The 17592-nt window shown below is 65.7% G+C and carries 18 protein-coding genes and 1 tRNA gene; 10 read left to right on the plus strand and 9 right to left on the minus strand.

Translation table 11 applies throughout. The features are described from left to right. The first annotated feature begins 3 nt into the window (after positions 1-3). A complete protein-coding gene (locus OVA17_RS12995) occupies positions 4-1083 on the plus strand; it encodes a glycosyltransferase family protein (protein WP_267786975.1) in 1080 nt (359 codons plus the stop codon). A 63-nt stretch (positions 1084-1146) separates the two neighbouring features. Continuing rightward, a complete protein-coding gene (locus tag OVA17_RS13000; RefSeq protein ID WP_267786976.1) occupies positions 1147-2499 on the plus strand; it encodes an O-antigen ligase family protein in 1353 nt (450 codons plus the stop codon). On the opposite strand, the gene OVA17_RS13005 is transcribed toward OVA17_RS13000, so the two are convergent. Next, the gene (locus OVA17_RS13005; RefSeq protein WP_267786977.1) at positions 2453-3883 is read right to left on the minus strand and encodes an oligosaccharide flippase family protein; all 1431 of its coding nucleotides are present in this window, start codon (positions 3881-3883) and stop codon (positions 2453-2455) included. The two genes, OVA17_RS13000 and OVA17_RS13005, sit on opposite strands and share 47 nt — an antisense overlap. A 90-nt stretch (positions 3884-3973) precedes the next feature. Between OVA17_RS13005 and OVA17_RS13010 the strand changes: the two genes are divergently transcribed. The 5 genes from OVA17_RS13010 to OVA17_RS13030 all read left to right on the plus strand — a co-directional run bounded on the left by OVA17_RS13010 (position 3974) and on the right by OVA17_RS13030 (position 7871). Continuing rightward, on the plus strand, positions 3974-5008 hold the full coding sequence (locus OVA17_RS13010) for a hypothetical protein (protein ID WP_267786978.1): 1035 nt from the start codon (positions 3974-3976) through the stop codon (positions 5006-5008). 106 nt (positions 5009-5114) lie between these two features. Beyond that, a complete protein-coding gene (gene gmd / locus OVA17_RS13015) occupies positions 5115-6164 on the plus strand; it encodes a GDP-mannose 4,6-dehydratase (RefSeq protein ID WP_267786979.1) in 1050 nt (349 codons plus the stop codon). Further along, positions 6161-7144, plus strand: a complete 984-nt coding sequence (locus tag OVA17_RS13020) for a GDP-L-fucose synthase family protein (RefSeq protein WP_267786981.1) — start codon at positions 6161-6163, stop codon at positions 7142-7144. The genes gmd and OVA17_RS13020 overlap by 4 nt, the downstream gene beginning before the upstream one ends. Beyond that, positions 7145-7435, plus strand: coding sequence for a Dabb family protein (locus OVA17_RS13025; RefSeq protein WP_267786982.1), 291 nt, complete (start codon positions 7145-7147; stop codon positions 7433-7435). It begins immediately after the preceding gene. A gap of 286 nt (positions 7436-7721) precedes the next feature. Further along, positions 7722-7871, plus strand: coding sequence for a hypothetical protein (locus OVA17_RS13030; protein ID WP_267786984.1), 150 nt, complete (start codon positions 7722-7724; stop codon positions 7869-7871). Positions 7872-7888: 17 nt separating this feature from the next. On the opposite strand, the gene OVA17_RS13035 is transcribed toward OVA17_RS13030, so the two are convergent. From OVA17_RS13035 to OVA17_RS13055, 5 genes are all read right to left on the minus strand, one after another. Continuing rightward, on the minus strand, positions 7889-8170 hold the full coding sequence (locus OVA17_RS13035) for a WXG100 family type VII secretion target (RefSeq protein WP_267786985.1): 282 nt from the start codon (positions 8168-8170) through the stop codon (positions 7889-7891). A 2-nt stretch (positions 8171-8172) separates the two neighbouring features. After that, positions 8173-8649 carry a hypothetical protein gene (locus OVA17_RS13040; RefSeq protein WP_267786986.1) on the minus strand — a complete coding sequence of 159 codons (477 nt, stop codon included), beginning with the start codon at positions 8647-8649 and terminating at the stop codon, positions 8173-8175. 17 nt (positions 8650-8666) lie between these two features. After that, entirely contained in the window at positions 8667-10403 is a 1737-nt protein-coding gene (locus OVA17_RS13045) for an alpha/beta hydrolase (protein ID WP_267786987.1), read from the minus strand. Then, the gene (locus OVA17_RS13050) at positions 10403-10693 is read right to left on the minus strand and encodes a type VII secretion target (protein WP_267786988.1); all 291 of its coding nucleotides are present in this window, start codon (positions 10691-10693) and stop codon (positions 10403-10405) included. Before OVA17_RS13050 ends, OVA17_RS13045 begins: the two co-directional genes overlap by 1 nt. Positions 10694-10815: 122 nt before the next feature. Beyond that, a tRNA-Met gene (locus OVA17_RS13055) sits at positions 10816-10889 on the minus strand. Positions 10890-10972: 83 nt separating this feature from the next. On the opposite strand from OVA17_RS13055, the gene OVA17_RS13060 reads away from it, so the two are divergent. Further along, positions 10973-11470, plus strand: a complete 498-nt coding sequence (locus OVA17_RS13060; protein WP_267786990.1) for a DUF6328 family protein — start codon at positions 10973-10975, stop codon at positions 11468-11470. Beyond that, entirely contained in the window at positions 11467-12273 is an 807-nt protein-coding gene (locus OVA17_RS13065; protein ID WP_267786991.1) for a carbon-nitrogen hydrolase family protein, read from the plus strand. Before OVA17_RS13060 ends, OVA17_RS13065 begins: the two co-directional genes overlap by 4 nt. Positions 12274-12293: 20 nt before the next feature. On the opposite strand, the gene OVA17_RS13070 is transcribed toward OVA17_RS13065, so the two are convergent. Then, complete coding sequence (locus OVA17_RS13070; RefSeq protein ID WP_267786992.1) at positions 12294-13499, minus strand: aminotransferase class I/II-fold pyridoxal phosphate-dependent enzyme; 1206 nt, start codon at positions 13497-13499, stop codon at positions 12294-12296. A 148-nt stretch (positions 13500-13647) separates the two neighbouring features. Here OVA17_RS13070 and OVA17_RS13075 point away from each other — a divergent pair, with 148 nt between their 5' ends. Next, entirely contained in the window at positions 13648-15177 is a 1530-nt protein-coding gene (locus tag OVA17_RS13075; protein ID WP_267786993.1) for a S1C family serine protease, read from the plus strand. A gap of 21 nt (positions 15178-15198) precedes the next feature. Here the strand turns inward: OVA17_RS13075 and OVA17_RS13080 are convergent, their stop codons facing one another. After that, positions 15199-16542 (minus strand): maltokinase N-terminal cap-like domain-containing protein, encoded by a 1344-nt coding sequence (locus OVA17_RS13080; protein ID WP_267786994.1) that lies wholly within the window; start codon positions 16540-16542, stop codon positions 15199-15201. Between the two features lie 77 nt (positions 16543-16619). Continuing rightward, positions 16620-17558 (minus strand): hypothetical protein, encoded by a 939-nt coding sequence (locus OVA17_RS13085; protein WP_267786995.1) that lies wholly within the window; start codon positions 17556-17558, stop codon positions 16620-16622. Positions 17559-17592 lie beyond the last annotated feature (34 nt).

Here is a 17592-nt window from a genome sequence, read left to right on the forward strand (position 1 = left end):
AAGATGGGCGCGCGAATTTTGTATGTGCCGAACGAGCATGGTTCAGCGCGTCAATCGGGTATTCGAACGACTTTCTCTAGATTGCGATCAGGGGGCTGTATATCCGATGTCAGGATCTTCAGCCTCTTGTGGCGGATCCGTGAAGGAATGGCCGGTGCATCACAGCGAAGAGAGCTCGTCGAGCTGGCGGCGGACTACCGGCCCGACATCATTCTCATGCAGCATCTCGGTGGAACCGGTATTACCCGCGACGAGTTGAAGGAGTTGAGGGAGAGTTGTGACGCTCTCATCTACCACGAGGCGGATCCCTATTCCCGGTTCGTGCACGCTCTGCCCCGAGAGGCGCGCGAAGCGGGTGCAGTAGCCGATTCGGTCTTCACCGTGGGGACCGGGACGTTCGCGAGGAACTTCGAACGAGCGGGCGCGTCTGACGTCCAATGGGAGCCGAGCATCTTCGACCCGGAGCGATTCGGTCGCGGGAGGCCTCCCGCGAACCGCCATCGTGATTTCGACATCGTCATGGTGGCGAATAGGAATCGCCCGCGGTTTCGGGGACTTCCGAACTGGCGTGATCGCATCCGATTCGTGAACTACATGGAGAAGCGATTCGGCTCTCGTTTCGCGATCTTCGGTGGCGGGTGGACGGGGCAAAGCGCCCAGGGCACCGTCGCATACTCCGACCAATCTTCCGCGATACGTTCCGGCTGGGTGTCGGCAAACTGGGATCATTTCGCTCGTGAGCCGAAGTATTTCTCCGACCGCTTGCCCACCTCGCTAGCGACGGGCAGCGTGCACGCGACCACCGCTCACCCCGGTTTCAACCAGATCTTCGCCGGTGCCGAACCGTTCCTGCTGATGTCCGAAAACATGGTCGCGCTCGGCGACAGGATCGAGCAGTACCTGACGAACGTCGACGCCGATGAGCGGATCGAACGGGAGGCTGCCGCGTGGGAGTTTGCACATCGACACTTCCGGCAGGACGACCAGCTCGTGCGAATGCTCAATCGTGGCGGTGCCGGGATCGACCAGAGCTCATACGAGCCGTTGCGGGAGGTGCGCGTCGATGCTCTTGACGAGATGTGACTCACGCGTAGGGTCGAGGCAGGATCCTGTGAGCGTCTCACGGGCACTCTCCGGAGGAGACGGATGATTTTTCTCATCGCTGTGGGCGCGCTCGCCTTCGGTGGCGTGTGTGTCTGGGCGCTCGTGGCGCTGATACAGCGCTGGCAGATCGTCGGGTTGTATCTCATCGCGGCATTCGCGGTCATCGCGTGGGAACTCCCCGACAGTCCGTCGTTGGTCAGTGTCGCCGGAGTGCAGATCAAGTCGGAAGATTTCATTTCGATCGCGCTTCTCGTTTCCGCCCTGACGTCCTTTCGACAGATGTCGAAGAACCTTGTGCGAGTGGGGCCCTTCCTCGGGCTGATCGTGTTCTGCCTGTCGATGTCGTTGGCGAGTGGTCTGGTGCATGACGGTACTCAGGCGTTCAACGAGGCGCGGTCGACGATCTGGCTGGTTGCGGCGACCGCCTGGACGCTTTCGAGAGACTGGTCGCAGTCGTCAGCATCCCTACGAAGACTCTTCTTGCACAGTGGCTCTGTGCTCTGCGCTTTCGCGGTGATCCACGTCATCGTGTACGGGTGGGGCGGCGCTGACAGCTTCGTGACCGCGGCGACCGGAGTCCTGCAGACGGGGCGCCCTCTTGTATCCGGACAGGCGCTCGTTCTCCTGTGTTGTGGGCTTTCGCTCATCCTCACAAGCGGAGCGATACGCGTGTCTGACTTGCTCGTCGGTTACGTTTTCGTCGCCATGTCGATCCTGTGCATGCACCGATCGATCTGGGTGGCGGCGGTGCTCAGTCTCCTGGTGGTCGCGGTGTCACTGCGAGGGCGCGCCCTTGCTTCGACGGTCTTTCTCGCGTTCTATGCCGGTGTCGTCCTGACGTGTCTCATCGCTTTCGGTGTCCTGGCCGCCTTCGGTGACACCGTGAGTCATGCTCTCAGCAGCGATGGGACTCTGAATGCCCGAGAAGGTTCATGGACGGAACTGATCGATCAGTCCATTCAACAAGGCCCGCAAACCGTCATCTTCGGGGCTAGCTTCGGAGCCGGGTGGGGACGAGTTGTGAACGGTGGCTTCATCGACTTCAATCCGCACAATTGGTACGTCGTTCTGTACTTGCGTATCGGCTTGGTCGGTCTCTTGTTCGTTGCGGGGGTCATCGCTTACACGTTCATTCGTGTTCTGCGGGTCTCGAGAGCATCACTTGCGGTGCTGATGGCGATATGTGCCTACGCGTGGTTCTATCACCTGCCGTGGTATATCGCCCCGTGGTTGGGCCTGGTTCTCTACTCGGCGCACCGAGAAAGCGTTCGAGACACGAGGCCGGCCGTTCTTCGCGGACAGCGCGCGCTGCCGGAGGCCGCGACGGAGCAACCAGCACCCTCGCTCCTCAACCGCGGAGCAGTCCGTACTTTCGGGCGATCTTCACCGGCGTGAGCTTCCATCGGAAGGCCCACAGAACGACGACGAGCGCCGCGACGGGAATCAGCGTCAGCAGCGAAGCGACCGGTGCGAGCGTGAACAGCGACGTGCTCATCCAGAGAAGGCCCTGGGTCATGAAGTAGGCGAGCACGGAGGCGAGGGTCACGATCCCGTACGTGGTGAGGAGACTGCGCCCGTCGAGGTAGTCGTCCTTCACACAGAGGCAGACGTACACGATGTGCTGAGCCAGCATCGTCGCGACGAGCGCGATCATGGCCGGCACGATCGACTGGGACAGCGAGATCGCGAGAACTGCCAGAAGCTGGATGAGCAGGAGAAGACCCTGCGTCCACCAGATCCATCTGAATTTCCCGAGAGCTTCGACCGCGCTCGCGAGGAGGGTGCTCACAACCTGGATCGCGGCAGCGACACAGATTACAGGAGAGATTGCGACCGCGACGCCCCATCCGGACCCGAAGAGCACGGGAAGCACGGCCGGGATGATGACCGCGGCGATGCCTGCGGTCGGCACGACCACCCATGCGACGAGAGACAGCATGTCCGTCCACACCGCCCGTGTGCGCTCGCTGCCACTCAGGTCGTGTCGGAACTCTGGATAGATCACGGGGATAAGAGCGGCTTGCACCTGCTGAAACGGTACGGCGGAAAGAACATCGGCGCGATTCCACTGACCGATGTAATCGGGGCCGAGCACCCGGGACGTGCCGATCTTGACGATGTTTCCGATTCCATAGGACAGGAGCGACGCGACGGTCACGCGCCAACTGAATGCCACGTCACCGCGTGCTGACGCGATGCTCCCGAAACCGAGGTGTCGTCGATCGCTCAACATGAGCGCGCCGATGAGGGTCGCGAGCTGCGCAACGAGGGGAAAGACGAGGAGCGCTTCAGCGTTGTCCCACGCGAGGACCGCCGCCACCCCGATCGCCATACCCAGCACGTTTGCCACGAGCGTGAAGATCGCGAGTTGGCGAAACCTGCCGATTCGGCGCACGTAGCCTGTCGCGAAGCCGACGAGGGGGGCGAATCCGGCGCTGACGGCAAACCACTGAATCGGTCCGAGAGCGGCCGGTGCGTCCCAGAGGACGGTCCACAAGGGGGCGGTGAGCCACACAACCGCTGCTGCTATCACGCCGAGTCCGGTGGCGTACGTCATCAAACCGCGCAAACGTTTCGAGTCCAGTTCAATCATCCTTCCGACGGACTGGCCGATTCCGCCCGTCGAAAGGAGGGCGACAAAGCCTGTTACCGACAGAGCGACGGCGTACGCTCCGAACGCGTCATCATTTAGTGCTCGCGTGGTGATACTCGCGTAACCGAATTGCAACACAACGATCACAAGTTGTGACCCATATGTCCATGCAGCGCCGTGAGCCAACGTCCGTCCTACGCCCAACGATGACTCCCCTTAAACTAACGAATGTCTAGACATCGCGCTGGACGTCGAAACCTGAAGACAGGAGCCGAATTGGCCCTCCGCCCTTTCCGAACCATTCCACTTCGTTTCCGCCTGCGCGCTCGTCGCTTTCAGAACAAGGTTCAGAAGCGCTTCCAACAACGTTACTGGGCGCGTGCCTCGGCGCGCGGCGTCCCGTCGACTTCCGTGCGGCGTCCAGGGGACATCCTCACGGTGGAACTCCACCCCTACGCGCTTCTGGGCCATCAGGCGTCGGGATGGATGTCGGGCTACTTGTGGGCGCGGGATCTGGATCTCGACTACGTCGGCTCCGTGCTGCCGGAAGACACCGACGGCGTTTTCGCCCTCGCGCCGGACGCGGGGTCTGTCGAGGTGCGCAAGCGTGCGATCGTCCGGCTCCCCGCGACCGAGGATGAGCGAGACGACACTTCTGTGGGCATTCTGCGATCGCACGTGGACCGTGCACGAAAGAAGCGGCCGGCCACGGCGATCGAGTTCCGCCTCCCTCTCGATCACCCGCGTTTCGATCACACCCCCGCCTCGGACGTGCTGCGCTCTGCCGTGTTGGCCGGGTCGCTCGGAGACGAGCTGCGGCGCCTCGAGGCCGGAGAGGATTACGTCGCCGTGCACGTTCGACGGCCCGCCCGCGAGAACGAGATCGGCCCGAATACTCATCCGGATCGGTGGCTCACCAGCGAGTGGTACGCGGATCTCATCGTTCGTATCAGGACTGTGGACGAGCTCAGCCGGCTACCCATTCGTGTGTACTCGCTGGGTGACCCGAAGTCTTTCGCCCCGCTGTCGGAGTTGGTCGGCGTGCACCTTCACCTGAACGGCGAGCGCGATCGTGACTTCGTGGAGTTGTCGGCTGCTCGACTGGTCGTAGCCGCTCCGAGTTCGTTCAGCTTCAACGCGGCGTTGGTATCTCGCGGGGCAGTCCTCGCTCGCGCACCGTGGTGGCATCACATTCCGGATGAAGGGCGATGGACCCACATGGGTGGAAGCGGCTCGTTCTCCGAACCGTCACTGAAGCGAGCGCTCGCCGAAAGTGCAGCGTTGCGCCCGCGTAACGTCGAAGAAAATTGACGACACAGAGGTCCACTATTCTTCCAAAGCGGATGCCGGTAGAACGTTCGGCGGCGTCGCTATCTTCTCAATCTTCTCGTCTCGACATGAAACAGGGGCTCACACAGTGACCAAGCGCGCACTCATCACCGGCATCACGGGCCAGGACGGGTCCTACCTCGCCGAGCTCCTCCTCTCCAAGGGGTACGAGGTCCACGGACTCATCCGTCGAGCGTCGACCTTCAACACCCACCGCATCGACCACCTCTACGTCGACTCGCACGACCCGAACGCAAAGCTTTTCCTGCACTACGGCGACCTGTCCGACGGAGCGCGTCTCGTCACGTTGATGTCCGAGATCAACCCGGACGAGGTCTATAACCTCGCGGCTCAGTCGCACGTGCGCGTCTCGTTCGATGAGCCGGAGCACACCGCCGACACGACCGGCACCGGAACCATCCGCCTGTTGGAGGCCGTGCGACTCTCCGGCATCCAGACGAAGTTCTACCAGGCCTCTACATCGGAGCTGTACGGCGCGACGCCGCCGCCGCAGAACGAGGAGACCCCGTTCTACCCGCGCTCGCCCTACGCCGCCGCCAAGCTCTACAGCTACTGGATCACAAAGAACTACCGCGAGGCGTACGACATGTACGCGGTCAACGGCATCCTGTTCAACCACGAGTCGCCCCGCCGTGGCGAGACCTTCGTGACGCGCAAGATCACGCGCGCGGTCGCCCGCATCAAGGCCGGCGTGCAGAAAGACCTCTACCTCGGCAACCTCGACTCGATTCGCGACTGGGGATATGCCGCGGAGTACGTCGAAGGCATGTGGCGCATGCTGCAGGCCGACACTCCCGAGGACTTCGTGCTCGCCACCGGCGTGGGGTACACGATCAAGGACTTCCTCGAGGTGTCGTTCGGTCACGTCGGCCTCGACTGGGCCGAGTTCGTGAAGTTCGACGAGCGATACCTGCGGCCGACCGAGGTGGACGCTCTCATCGGCGATCCGACGAAGGCCGCTGACAAGCTCGGCTGGGTGCCCTCGGTGCACGGAGACGAGTTGGCGAAGCTCATGGTCGACGCCGACGTCACTCTTCTCGAGCGGGGTTCAGAGTGGATCGACACCGTGTCGCTTCCGACTTGGACCAACCGCGACATGCTCGGAGCGCGCGCGTGAGCACTGCCGTCGACGGAGTGCAGTACACCCCGAACGAGCTCGACCGCGACGCGACGTTCTACGTCGCCGGTCACCGCGGGCTCGTCGGGTCGGCCATCGTCCGTAAGCTCCAGTCCTCGGGGTTCGAGAACATCGTGGGGAAGCCCTCGGCTGAGCTCGACCTGAAGGACCGCGACGCGGTCTTCGCCTACATGGGAGAGACGAAGCCGAAGTACGTCGTGCTGGCTGCTGCGAAGGTGGGCGGCATCCTGGCGAATTCCACCTACCCCGTGGACTTCTTGAGTGACAACATGCGCATTCAGGTCAATGTGCTCGACGCCGCCCTCGCCAACGACGTGGAGCGAGTGCTGTTCCTCGGCTCGTCCTGCATCTACCCGAAGTTCGCGGAGCAGCCGATCCGCGAGGACTCGCTGCTGACGGGGCATCTTGAGCCCACGAATGACGCGTACGCAATCGCGAAGATCGCCGGCATCCTGCAGACCCAGGCTGTGCGCCGTCAGTACGGCCTGCCGTGGATCAGCGCGATGCCGACCAACCTGTACGGCCCCAACGACAACTTCTCGCCGAAGGGGTCGCACGTGCTGCCGGCGCTCATCCGCCGCTACGACGAGGCTGCGCACTCCGGCGCGGCGAGCGTCACGAACTGGGGTACTGGGACGCCTCGCCGAGAGTTCCTCCACGCGGATGACATGGCGGATGCCTGCTTGCATCTCATGGAGCACTACGACGGCCCGGACCAGGTCAACGTCGGCACCGGCAGCGACGTGACGATCCGCGAGATCGCCGAGACGATCGCGCGCGTCACCGGGTACACCGGCGAGACCGAATGGGACACGTCGAAGCCCGACGGGACTCCGCAGAAGTTGCTGGACGTCTCCAAGCTCGCGGAGGCGGGGTGGACGGCATCCATCTCGCTCGAAGAAGGCATGGAGCGCACGGTCGCGTGGTACCGCGACCACGTCGACACCATTCGCGAGTAAATGTTCCGACACGTTGTGTTGTTCCGGGTCCGTGATGACGTCACGGACCCGGACCTGTCTGCGGCAATCGACGAGTTGCGCGCGGTCGGAAAGGCGCCGGGCGTTACCTTGTGGACCATCGAGATGTCGCTCGACACTCGCAAGGGGCGGGTCATCGTCGAAGATGGCAGCTTCGTAGACCGGTCCGCATTCGAGACGTGGCGGGCCGGTGACGCCCACAAACGGGTTGCTGAGCGTATGGCGGGGTTAGCCGACTGGTGGGTGGGGGACTGGGAGGCGGACGCCCGGTAACGGGGTCTGCGCTGGCGGCGGCGATTGGCTCCTGCGGGTTAGAGCTCGGGCGCGCGGCGTCCGTTCGCGGGGTGCGTGCGTCACGGGGTCACCGACTCGTGACGTTCTGCGTATACCGGAAAGTCGACACGCCGCACAATGTCCCCCAATTGGGCGACGGGTGGACCTTTATCCTGTTTGCAGGTCGTCCAAGTCGTTTATCCGCATCTCAAAGGTGAGGGCTCATGCAAAACGAAGACATGCAGTTCGAGACAGGTCGTGCGTCTGGACGAATGTTATTGCCATCGTGCTCGTCTGGACGGCCGTCGTCACCCTCGCCCTGGCGGGGTTGACCACGATCAGTGTCAAGGGAGACCTGGGGGCGTTGATGCTCGTGGCGGCTCTCATCATCGCCGCCCCGGCGGCGGCGATGAGCCAGCAGAGGAACTCAGTCTGAGAGCTTGGGGGGGATTCCTAGCCCCACTTGGCGCAAACACTCTGGTTGGCGTCCTCCAGCATCTGCCCGGCAATCGTTGCCGATCGGGTCGCCGCAGAGAGGGCGGTGGTCAGCCCCTGCATCGAATTCAGCCAACGCGCGCGAGCCGCGTCGTAAGCAGCGCGAGCATCTCCGGTCCACTGATCGCGGAGGGCAGTTTCCTCGGTGTCCAGTTGATTCAGGTGCTCATCGATGACCTCGGCGGCTGAGGTCATCACGTGAACTAGGTCGGTCAGTCGTTCCGAATCGAACCGGATCACGCTCAGTTCATCCCTCCGTTGAGTTCGGCGGCGTCACCGACGCCGCAAAGGGAGGTTCCGGATATGTCATAGAGAGCCGGACCGGTGCCAAATGACATGCGTTGGACGGGGCCTCCAGTCGCGTAAACGACCGGGATGGGATCCTCGACCAGCCGAACCTCCATGCCGAGGCTGAGCCAGTAGTCCCGAATCACACGAGCGTCTGCGAGGCGGTCTTGGCCGGGTTGCGAGGCAATCGTGTGAGAGGTTTCGGCAGTGCCGTCTGAGCCGCAAGGTGCGGCCACCGGCGAAGCTCCGACAGCTTCCCATGTGCGGCCGGGCAACTGGGCTGCTGTATCGTCTACGACCTGCAGAAGACGGTCGCGTTCCTGTAAAGCCGTCATGGCTGATCCTTTCCCTGCACTGCAACTAACCAGAATGACGGCACCAGCGAGGGCCGCCGCCACTCCAAAGACGGCGCGCCGCGTGAATGTGTGCATGAAGTGAGTCTCCTGCATCACCATGGGCGTACGTACGCCGAAGTCAAGTTGCCTTGGCCAGTCGTCGCCAGGGCGACGTTTCGGAGCGACTCTGTCTGCGCATCCAGATAGCCTCCGCCCGTCGGCGAGCTGGTGTTGTGGTCGTCGACCGGAGTGAGGCCGCTATCAGGAGTGTCCACTCCAAACCGATGGGCACCGAACGCCTGCGCGGATGGGTCAACCGGGTGATTCCCGAAGAACCGTCCGGTCCAAGCCCATTGATCTCCGGGTTCTCCGGCGAGAGGCGAAACATTCACCGCCTGACCGGCGAATACGTGTGCAGCGTTCAAATCGGACGCCTCGTTGATCTCGGGAGGCAGCCCCGCGCTGCCGAGCGACACGAACGAGTCCACGCGAACGCTCGACTCAGATACAGCGATGCTGGCTGTGGTTGTCCCGTAGCTGTGGGCGACAACGTTTAGCGCCGCCTCGCCGCGTGTGGCATGAAAGCCGGCCAGCGCGTTATCGAGGTTCTTCGCGCCGGCGACGGCGAGCGTGGTGTCAAGCACATCTAAGCCGCCCTGCTGCACGGGGATGGGAGGAGACTTGTATCCGACCCACGCCACGACGGCCTGTTCGTGTGCAGGATCAACCACCATCTGTGCGGTCTGCAGGTTCTGCGCCGAAGCTGCCCAATCCTGCATATGCAGTGCCGAAGACCCCATGCCCGGAACGGCGTACGTAACGTTCGTTGCCGTATCAAGATTGCCGATCGATACGGCGGCGAGTGGCGGGTCGTCGCTGCTGAGCGAGACCAGCGAGCGGGGGACTCCGCTAGCGGGATCGGTTGCCAAGCTGTCGGAGACCTGCTCCAACGCCGCGAGTTGATCTCGCGCAGCATCGAGCGCGATCACGTGAGCGTTGACTTGACCTTGCGTCGGTGGTGGAAACCAGGGGAGCGGTTGCTCCGCTTGAGCTAGGGCCGCCCGCGCCGTGGCCAGCTTCTGGTTGAGGACGTTCCGGTTTGCGACGTCGCGTGCCTCATAAGCAACGCCTTCGAGATTGCCAATGATTTGGGGAATCGTCGCCACAAGAGCATCGTGCTGAGCGCCGTCCAATTCCGTCCACCAAGAATGGATCGTGCTGGCGTCAACGCGCTGCAGGAAAGCCGCGATCTCTGGCCTGGCGCTGAGAACGGCGGTCAACTCGGGACCGGACAAGCTCTTCGTAAGCTCTAGCGCTTCCTGGGGGGTCGTAACGGGCGCGGCGATACGTGCCCACGTCTCGTCTCGAATCTCGGGCTGCGACGATGCGATCTCTAAGGTGAGTGCTGCGCGCTCGCCTCCAGAATTTAACTCGGCCTCCGCGTGTTGGAGGATGGCCCACGCTCCGCGACGCAATTCATCCGCCTGCGTGGTTGGAGAAAGAATAGGGTTTGCGGCCTCCGCCGCCGAAGCCGCTCTCCACTTTTCGATGGCGAGCCTCGCCTGATCTTTGGCCCAAGCGAGCGTTGAGCTGTACTCCTGCAAGACCCCGGCGGCGGCCGTTAACGACTCCGCGAGCAGTTCCCAGTGCTTCGCCTGCTCGGCGACGTGGGCTTCATAGGCGAGCGATGCTTGCCCGCTCCACCCTTCTGGCAGGGGGAGCCTCCGAAGCGAGGCGGCCACATCGTTGGCGCGCCTCCCTAGCTCGCGCCAAGAAGCGGCGGACGTCGTGATATCTCCCAGAGAACCAGGTATCAGAACGTCTGGATCGTTCGACATCTCGATGAGCATCAGAGGAAGCCCTCGATCGCCTTCACACTTCCGGAAGCGTTCTCGTCCGCGTCTTCGTACACCATGGCGCTATCTCGGAGCCTGTCCGCAGTTGAGAAGGTTTCGGTAATCTGCTGCCGCAAGTTTCCTTCTGTGGCGTCGACGAACCGGTTGATCGCGTCGCGGAGGCGGTTGTGGCCTACGTCTCGCGGTCGTGCAGCTGTGGCGCCCGGCGGAATAGTTTCGGCGACAGCGTCGATCTTCGACGCTGTCGCGCGGAGCGTCGAGGGATCTACGGAGAACGACGGCACTCAACCAGCATATTTATCACTGCGCATGGCGCGCGGGGTGTAGAGGGTGAAATGCGGCGTGACTCAGGTGAATCGCGGATGACAGAAGGCCCCGGATCTCGCGATCCGGGGCCTTCTTCTTGTTGCGGGGGCAGGATTTGAACCTACGACCTCTGGGTTATGAGCCCAGCGAGCTACCGAGCTGCTCCACCCCGCGGCACAAGAGAAAACATTACCCACAGATGAACGAACCCGCAAATCCTGGCACACCACCCGGGAGTGTCGCGCGAGAATAGCCCGGTGAGCAGCGATATCGACGATGTGGCCGACGGGCGTCCCGAAACGGCCGCGCAGCGTGCGGACCGCAACTGGAACGAGATTCTGCAAGAACTGCGGGTGTTGCAGACGGGCACGCAGATCCTCACGGGCTTCCTGCTCGCGCTGGCGTTCCAGCCGTCGTTCTCCGAGCTCGACCTGGGGCAGCGGGTCTTCTACCTGGTGCTGATCTGCTTGGCGGGCCTGAGCGCCGTCGTCGCCCTGGCCCCGGTGGCCCTGCATCGCGCGGTGTTCCGCCTTCAGGTAAAGCCAGACCTCGTGCGCGTAGGCCACAACGCCCTGCGTGGCGCGCTCGCGCTCGTGTCGCTGCTGCTGGTCGGTGTGGTGGCGTTCGTGTTCGACGTGGTCGTGGGGTTCGGTGGGGCGTTGGCGTCGGGTTTCGTGTTCGGGGGGATCATCCTCGTACTGTGGATCGTGGTGCCGGCGTTCGTACGGCGCCGGGGGAGGGAGAACACTCCATGAGCGACGTCACCGTCGGAATCGCCGTCGCGCAGTTCGCGCCGTCGGCGTCTCGCGAGGGCAATCTCGCCGACATCGCCGATGCTGCCCGCACGGCCGCAGCCCGCGGAGCCCGCGTCGTCGTGTTTCCCGAGTACTCGAGCTACTTCGTGGACCCCTTCGACAGCTCTCTCGCCGAGAACGCCGAAGACCTCGACGGTCCCTTCGTGCGGGCGCTGACGGCCCTGGCATCCGAGCTCGACATCGTCGTCGTCGCTGGACTGGTGGAGAACGCCGACGACGGTCGCCGTGTGCGCAACGCGGTCGTGGCGGTGGGGGCCGACGGCATCCGGTCGGTGTATCGCAAGCTCCATCTGTACGACGCCTTCGGCCAGCGCGAGTCGGACTGGGTCGAGCCGGGCGAGATCGCTCCTCCCCAGACGTTCGAGGTGCGGGGGCTGCGGTTCGGCCTCATGACCTGCTACGATCTGCGCTTTCCCGAGGTGGCGCGCACGCTCGCCGACGCGGCGGTCGATGTGGCGCTGGTTCCCGCCGAGTGGGTGCGGGGGCCGCTGAAAGAGCACCACTGGCAGACGTTGTTGACCGCGCGCGCCATCGAGAACACGTTCTTCGTGGCGGCCGCGGATCACCCGCCGCCCCTCGGTGTGGGCCATTCGATGATCCTCGACCCGCAGGGCGTCACGCTCGCTCAGGTGGGCACGGCAACCGATGTGGCCGTCGCGCACATCGACCCCGACGCGATCGCGCGCGTGCGTCGCGTGAATCCTGCGCTGCAGCTGCGCCGGTATCGGGTCACACCGCGCTGAGGCTCGGCCCCACCGCCCCGTCAGCCCAACGTCATCCCCGCCAACCGCTCCGCCGCCTCCTGCAGCACCTCCACCCGCTTGCATGCGGCGAACCGCACCAACGTCGCGTACTCGCCGCGGTGATCCGGTGTGACGAAAGCGGTGAGCGGAATACCGACCACTCCGGCGCGGGCCGGCAGCTCGCGGCAGAACGCGTCGGCGTCGGTGGCGCCGAGCGGGGCGGCATCCACCACCGTGAAGTACGAGCCCGCGGGGGAGGACACGTCGAATCCGGCAGCGCGGAGCCCCGTGCCCAGCAGGGCGGCCTTGGCGGCCATCTCCGACGCGACCGAGGCGAAGAAGGCATCGGGCAGGCGCAGGCCCACGGCGATCGCCGGCTGGAAGGGCGAGCCGCCCACGTAGGTCAGGTACTGCTTCACGGCGAGCACGGCTGTCACGAGGTCGGCGGGCCCAGTGACCCACCCGGTCTTCCACCCGGTGAGCGAGAACGTCTTTCCGCCGGACGAGATCGAGAGCGTCCGCTCTGCGGCCCCGGGCAGCGTCGCGATCGGCACGTGCGGGCCGTCGAACACGAGATGCTCGTACACCTCGTCGGTGACGATGATCGCGTCGTGCTGGTGAGCCAGGCGTACGACCTCGTCGAGCACCTCGGGCGAGAACACCGTGCCGGTGGGGTTGTGCGGGTCGTTCACGAGGATCACGCGGGTGCGGTCGGTGACGGCGGATGCCAGGCGCCCGAGGTCGGGCTGAAAGGTGGGCCACTCCAGGGGCACCGGCACGAGCTTCGCTCCCGAAAGGGCCACGCACGCCGCATAGGAGTCGTAGTACGGCTCGAAGACCACCACCTCGTCGTCGGGGGAGTCCACGAGCGCCAGCAGGGTCGCGGCGAGCGCCTCGGTCGCCCCGACGGTGACGAGCACCTCGCGTTGCGGGTCGAGCTCGATCCCGTAGAAGCGCCGCTGGTGATCGGCGACCGCCGCGAGCAGGTCGGGAAAGCCGCGCCCCGGCGCGTACTGGTTGATTCCCGACGAGATGGCCGCGCGGGCGGCATCCAGAACCGCTTCCGGCCCGTCTTCGTCGGGGAAGCCCTGTCCGAGGTTGAGCGCCCCGGTGGCGGTTGCGAGCGCGCTCATCTCGGCGAAGATCGTGGGAACAGACGTGCCGTCGGGAGCGAGGAGGCCCGCGCCGCGGGCGGTGCGCTGCCAGGCGCCGGGGATGTGTCGCATGGATCAAGAATGCCGCACGGCGGCCCGGCGCAAGCGGGAATGCCTCGCGGTCGCTTGCTGCTAGACCCATAGAGACGGCCCACGCCCGTCATAGGTGGTCCACAGGAACGGTGGTCATCGTAGAAGCACCTGGAACAAGGAGCATCCCATGAGCGACACCACGGACAACCGTCCCGAGGGCAACGACAACAGCCACCCCACGAACTCGGCCGCGAACGGCGCCGTTCCCGCGTCGCCGCAGCCCGAGTCCACCACCCCCGCCGCGCCGCGCTACGACGCGCCGCCGGTTCCCACGCGTTCGCCGGCGTCGGCCGCCGCGGCCTGGCCGCCGCCCGTCCCGGGCACCGGGTCGGTGCACCCCGGCCACGCCTCCGCCCCCTCGGGTGCGACCTCGCCGACCGGTCAGGCCTTCGGCCCCGCCGCCACCGACGCCCACCCCACTCTCGCGATGCCGTCCTCGGCATCCACCGCTCCCCGCAAGAAGAGCGCGGCACCGCGCATCGCCGCCCTGCTGGTCGCGGCCGCCCTCGTCGGCGGCGGTGCCGGTCTCGGCGGCACCTATGCCGGGCTCACCCTCTGGGGCGGCTCGAACACGTCGGCGGCCTCGGGCCCCTCGGCCATCACGGTCAACAACCCCGACAACGTCAACAACACCTCCGCGGTCGCGGCGAAGGTCGTCCCCAGCGTCGTGACCATCAGCGCCACGGCTCAGCAGTCGGGCGGCACCGGTTCGGGCGTCATCCTCAGCCAGGACGGCTACGTGCTCACCAACACCCACGTGGTCACCCTCGACGGCCAGAGCGGCAACGCCGCGATCTCGGTCACGACCTCCGACGGCAAGGTCTACTCCGCCAAGGTCGTCGGCACCGACCCCACCTACGACCTCGCGGTCATCAAGCTCGACAACGCCTCAGGCCTGACCCCGATCGAGTGGGCCGACTCGTCGAAGCTGAACGTCGGCGACAACACCATCGCCGTCGGCGCCCCGCTCGACCTGCCGAACACGGTCACCACCGGTATCGTCAGCGCGCTGAACCGCTCGATCCAGGTCGCCTCGTCGGCCGCCCCGAGCGACGGCACCGACCAGCAGCAGCAGGAGCCCGGCCAGGAGAGCCCGTTCCGCTTCGACTTCGGCCAGGGCCAGCAGCAGCAGTCCGCCAACCAGACGATCAAGATCGCCGTCATCCAGACCGACGCCGCCATCAACCCCGGCAACTCGGGCGGAGCGCTCGTCAACAACGAGGGCAAGCTGATCGGCATCAACGTCGCCATCGCGAGCGCCGGCGGATCGTCGTCGGGCGGACAGTCGGGCAACATCGGCGTCGGCTTCTCGATCCCCTCCGACATCGCCAAGCGCATCTCGACCGAGATCATCGACAACGGCTCCGCCACGCACGGCCTGCTGGGTGCCTCGGTTCAGGATGCCGCGTCCATCGAGGGCGCCACCACGACCGGTGCCTACATCGCCGACGTGTCCAGCGGCGGCGCGGCCCAGGCCGCCGGGCTGCAGAAGGGTGACGTGATCACGAAGTTCAACGGCATCCCGATCACGAACTCCATCGACCTGACCGCCCAGGTGCGCGCTCTCGCCGCCGGCAGCAAGGCAGAGGTCACGTACAACCGCGGCAACGCCGAGAAGACCGCCGAGGTGACCCTGGGGTCCATGCCCACGAGCTGACTTCGCGGGTTTCGGCCCCTGTCAGTGCAGGGGTGCCAACCGCCCGATCGCCGCGAGGGGGATGCCCACCCAGTCCGGGCGGTTGCGCGTCTCGTAGATCGCCTCGTACACGGCTTTGTCGAGCTCGAAGGCCTTCAACAGAGCGTCGTCGTCGGTGCGGGGGCGGCCGGTCGTCGCGGCGTACCCGTCGAGGAACGCCTGCTGCGCAGCGATGACCCACGCGCGCACGGCTTCGCCGTCGTCGTCGGCGACCGCGCCCGAGACGTAGTCGAACGAGCGGAGCATTCCCGCGACATCGCGCACGGCGACGTCGGGCTGCAGACGCTCGTTGATCGGGCGAAGCGGCTCGCCCTCGAAGTCCAGGAGCACCCAGCCGTTCGAGGTGGTGTCGAGCACCTGCCCGAGGTGCAGATCGCCGTGAATGCGCTGAAGAGCCGGCCACCTCACGTCGAGGGCCCTGTCGTAGACCTCGTGGATCTGCTCCTCGTAGGGCTTGAGAGCGGGCACCTCCATCAGTGCGATGGTCAGGCGGCGCTCCCAGGCGCTGTTCACCGACGACTTGTCGGCCGCACTCGGGGGGAATGTCGAGAACCGCTCGGCCAGGGCCACGTGCATGCCGGCGACACTCGCTCCGAGGGCGTACGCACGCTCCGAGAAGTCGTCGCCTGCGGCGGCGGCATCGAGCGCGACGCGCCACGCATCTTCGACGCCCTCGAAGAACTCCTGCGCGAAGGCGAGCGAACCGCTGACGGGAACGCCCTCCGGGGTCATCCAGATTCCGCGTATCTCACCGATCGCTCCGGGCACGAATGAGGCCCCGCCGGCGGCCAGCGCGGACTGGAGCTCGACGTCGGGATTAATCCCCGGATTCACCTGACGGAACAACTTACAGATGACGGGTACACCCGTTTCTTCACCCTCGAGACGGTAGATGATCGAGGTGTTCGACTGCTCGCCGCTGAGCACGCGGGCCGTCGTACGCGAGGCCAACGGGCGCCCGTTGGTCGCCCCGAGCGGGATGCCCCGGAAGCCGTCCTCCGGCGCCCCTACCTCGCCGCCCGCGGTGACCAGCGCGTACAGCGCGTCGGTGAAGGCGGGGTCGGTGGTGGCATCCGTCCATACCTGTCCCTCCGCTGCGGCGCCGATCAGGCTCCCCGGCGGAACCGAGCCTTCCGCCCGGCGTGCGACGGGCACCTGGTACACGATCGCCGGTTGCACGGCTTCGTCGCGCACCAGCAGCACTCGCGCGTCGGCGGCGTCGAGCGGCCAGTCGGCCACGAGAGTCAGCCGCGGGTCGCGGCCCTTTGTTCCGTACCAGCGCTGACGCGGCATCCAGACAGCGAGGAGTTCGAGGAGGTCGCCCATGCGGGCAGGCTAACGCGCCGTCGAGTCCTTCGTGCAGGTCTTGCGCGCGGCCCCTCGTCGGTGAGAGAGGGCGAGATTCAGGATGCCGGCCTCTCGTCGTCACCGCCCGGCTCGAGCTCGGGGGACTCTGAGCGGTGCTCGTGGCGCGAGAGGGCCCTGCGGGCGATCGCGCCGGTTCGGCGTCCCGCCCCCGCGAGGGCGTCACCGGCACGACGAATCCCGCCGAACGCGGCCCGCTCGAGGGGCTCGGTACCGGGCCGCGGCTCGAGGTCTGCGGGAAGCGTCGACGGGGGAGCGCCGAACGCGCGACGGGCATTGACCAGGACGCGACGACCCAGGATGTTGTTTCCCGCCCCGCCCACGACGGCGCCGACGCCGAAGGGGAGGGCCTTGCCGATCCACGAGGCACCGCCACGCGCGGCGAACTGACGCACGAACGTCGTCTTGAGCCGGTCGACGAGGGGGCCGACCATCGCGCGCGGCAGCGTCTTGGTCACCATCTCGCCCCAGTAACTGGAACGCGAGCCCCCACGGCCGGCGGCCTGCGAGGCCAGCTGCGAGACGAGGTCGATGCCCTCCTTGCCGAGCATCAGCGCGAGCACCAGCGCGCGGCCGCGATCGGGGTCTTCGACCACGACCCCGTGCACCTCGGCGACCGACTGCGCGTACAGAGCGGTCGCCTCGAGAAAGCCCACCGTCTCGACGCCGCTGAGCGCCAGGGTGACGCCGGTCCCGATACCGGGTACGACGGCGGTCGCTCCCACCGCGGCCCCGCCGGTGGTGACGGCCGCGAGATAGCGCCGCTCGAGGATTTTCAGGATGTCGTCGACGCCGGCATCCGGATGCCGCAGACGAATGCTGCGCAGGTGCGCGAGCACCACGGGGCGCTGGACCGACAGCACGCGATCGAGCATGCGGATGGTGCGCGGGTGCTCCTCCGACCCCACCGGGGGCAGGCCGCCCTTCCAGGGGGCGTCGTCGGGCAGGGTGTGAATGCGGTGCACCTTCTCAGCCATGCCTCCATCCTCACCCGGAGGGCGGGTCGGGCGG

Origin of the sequence: Microbacterium sp. SL75 (assembly GCF_026625865.1) — a bacterium.
Taxonomy (GTDB): Bacteria; Actinomycetota; Actinomycetes; order Actinomycetales; family Microbacteriaceae; genus Microbacterium.

What these genes read in the sequence shown, in the direction of transcription:
- OVA17_RS13080 (WP_267786994.1), bottom strand. Translation starts at nt 16,542, where the DNA reads ATGGGCGACCTCCTCGAACTCCTCGCTGTCTGGATGCCGCGTCAGCGC.
- OVA17_RS13070 (WP_267786992.1), bottom strand. Translation starts at nt 13,499, where the DNA reads ATGCGACACATCCCCGGCGCCTGGCAGCGCACCGCCCGCGGCGCGGGC.
- OVA17_RS12995 (WP_267786975.1), top strand. Translation starts at nt 4, where the DNA reads ATGGGCGCGCGAATTTTGTATGTGCCGAACGAGCATGGTTCAGCGCGT.
- OVA17_RS13075 (WP_267786993.1), top strand. Translation starts at nt 13,648, where the DNA reads ATGAGCGACACCACGGACAACCGTCCCGAGGGCAACGACAACAGCCAC.
- OVA17_RS13000 (WP_267786976.1), top strand. Translation starts at nt 1,147, where the DNA reads ATGATTTTTCTCATCGCTGTGGGCGCGCTCGCCTTCGGTGGCGTGTGT.
- OVA17_RS13040 (WP_267786986.1), bottom strand. Translation starts at nt 8,649, where the DNA reads ATGCACACATTCACGCGGCGCGCCGTCTTTGGAGTGGCGGCGGCCCTC.
- OVA17_RS13085 (WP_267786995.1), bottom strand. Translation starts at nt 17,558, where the DNA reads ATGGCTGAGAAGGTGCACCGCATTCACACCCTGCCCGACGACGCCCCC.
- OVA17_RS13065 (WP_267786991.1), top strand. Translation starts at nt 11,467, where the DNA reads ATGAGCGACGTCACCGTCGGAATCGCCGTCGCGCAGTTCGCGCCGTCG.
- OVA17_RS13045 (WP_267786987.1), bottom strand. Translation starts at nt 10,403, where the DNA reads ATGCTCATCGAGATGTCGAACGATCCAGACGTTCTGATACCTGGTTCT.
- OVA17_RS13025 (WP_267786982.1), top strand. Translation starts at nt 7,145, where the DNA reads ATGTTCCGACACGTTGTGTTGTTCCGGGTCCGTGATGACGTCACGGAC.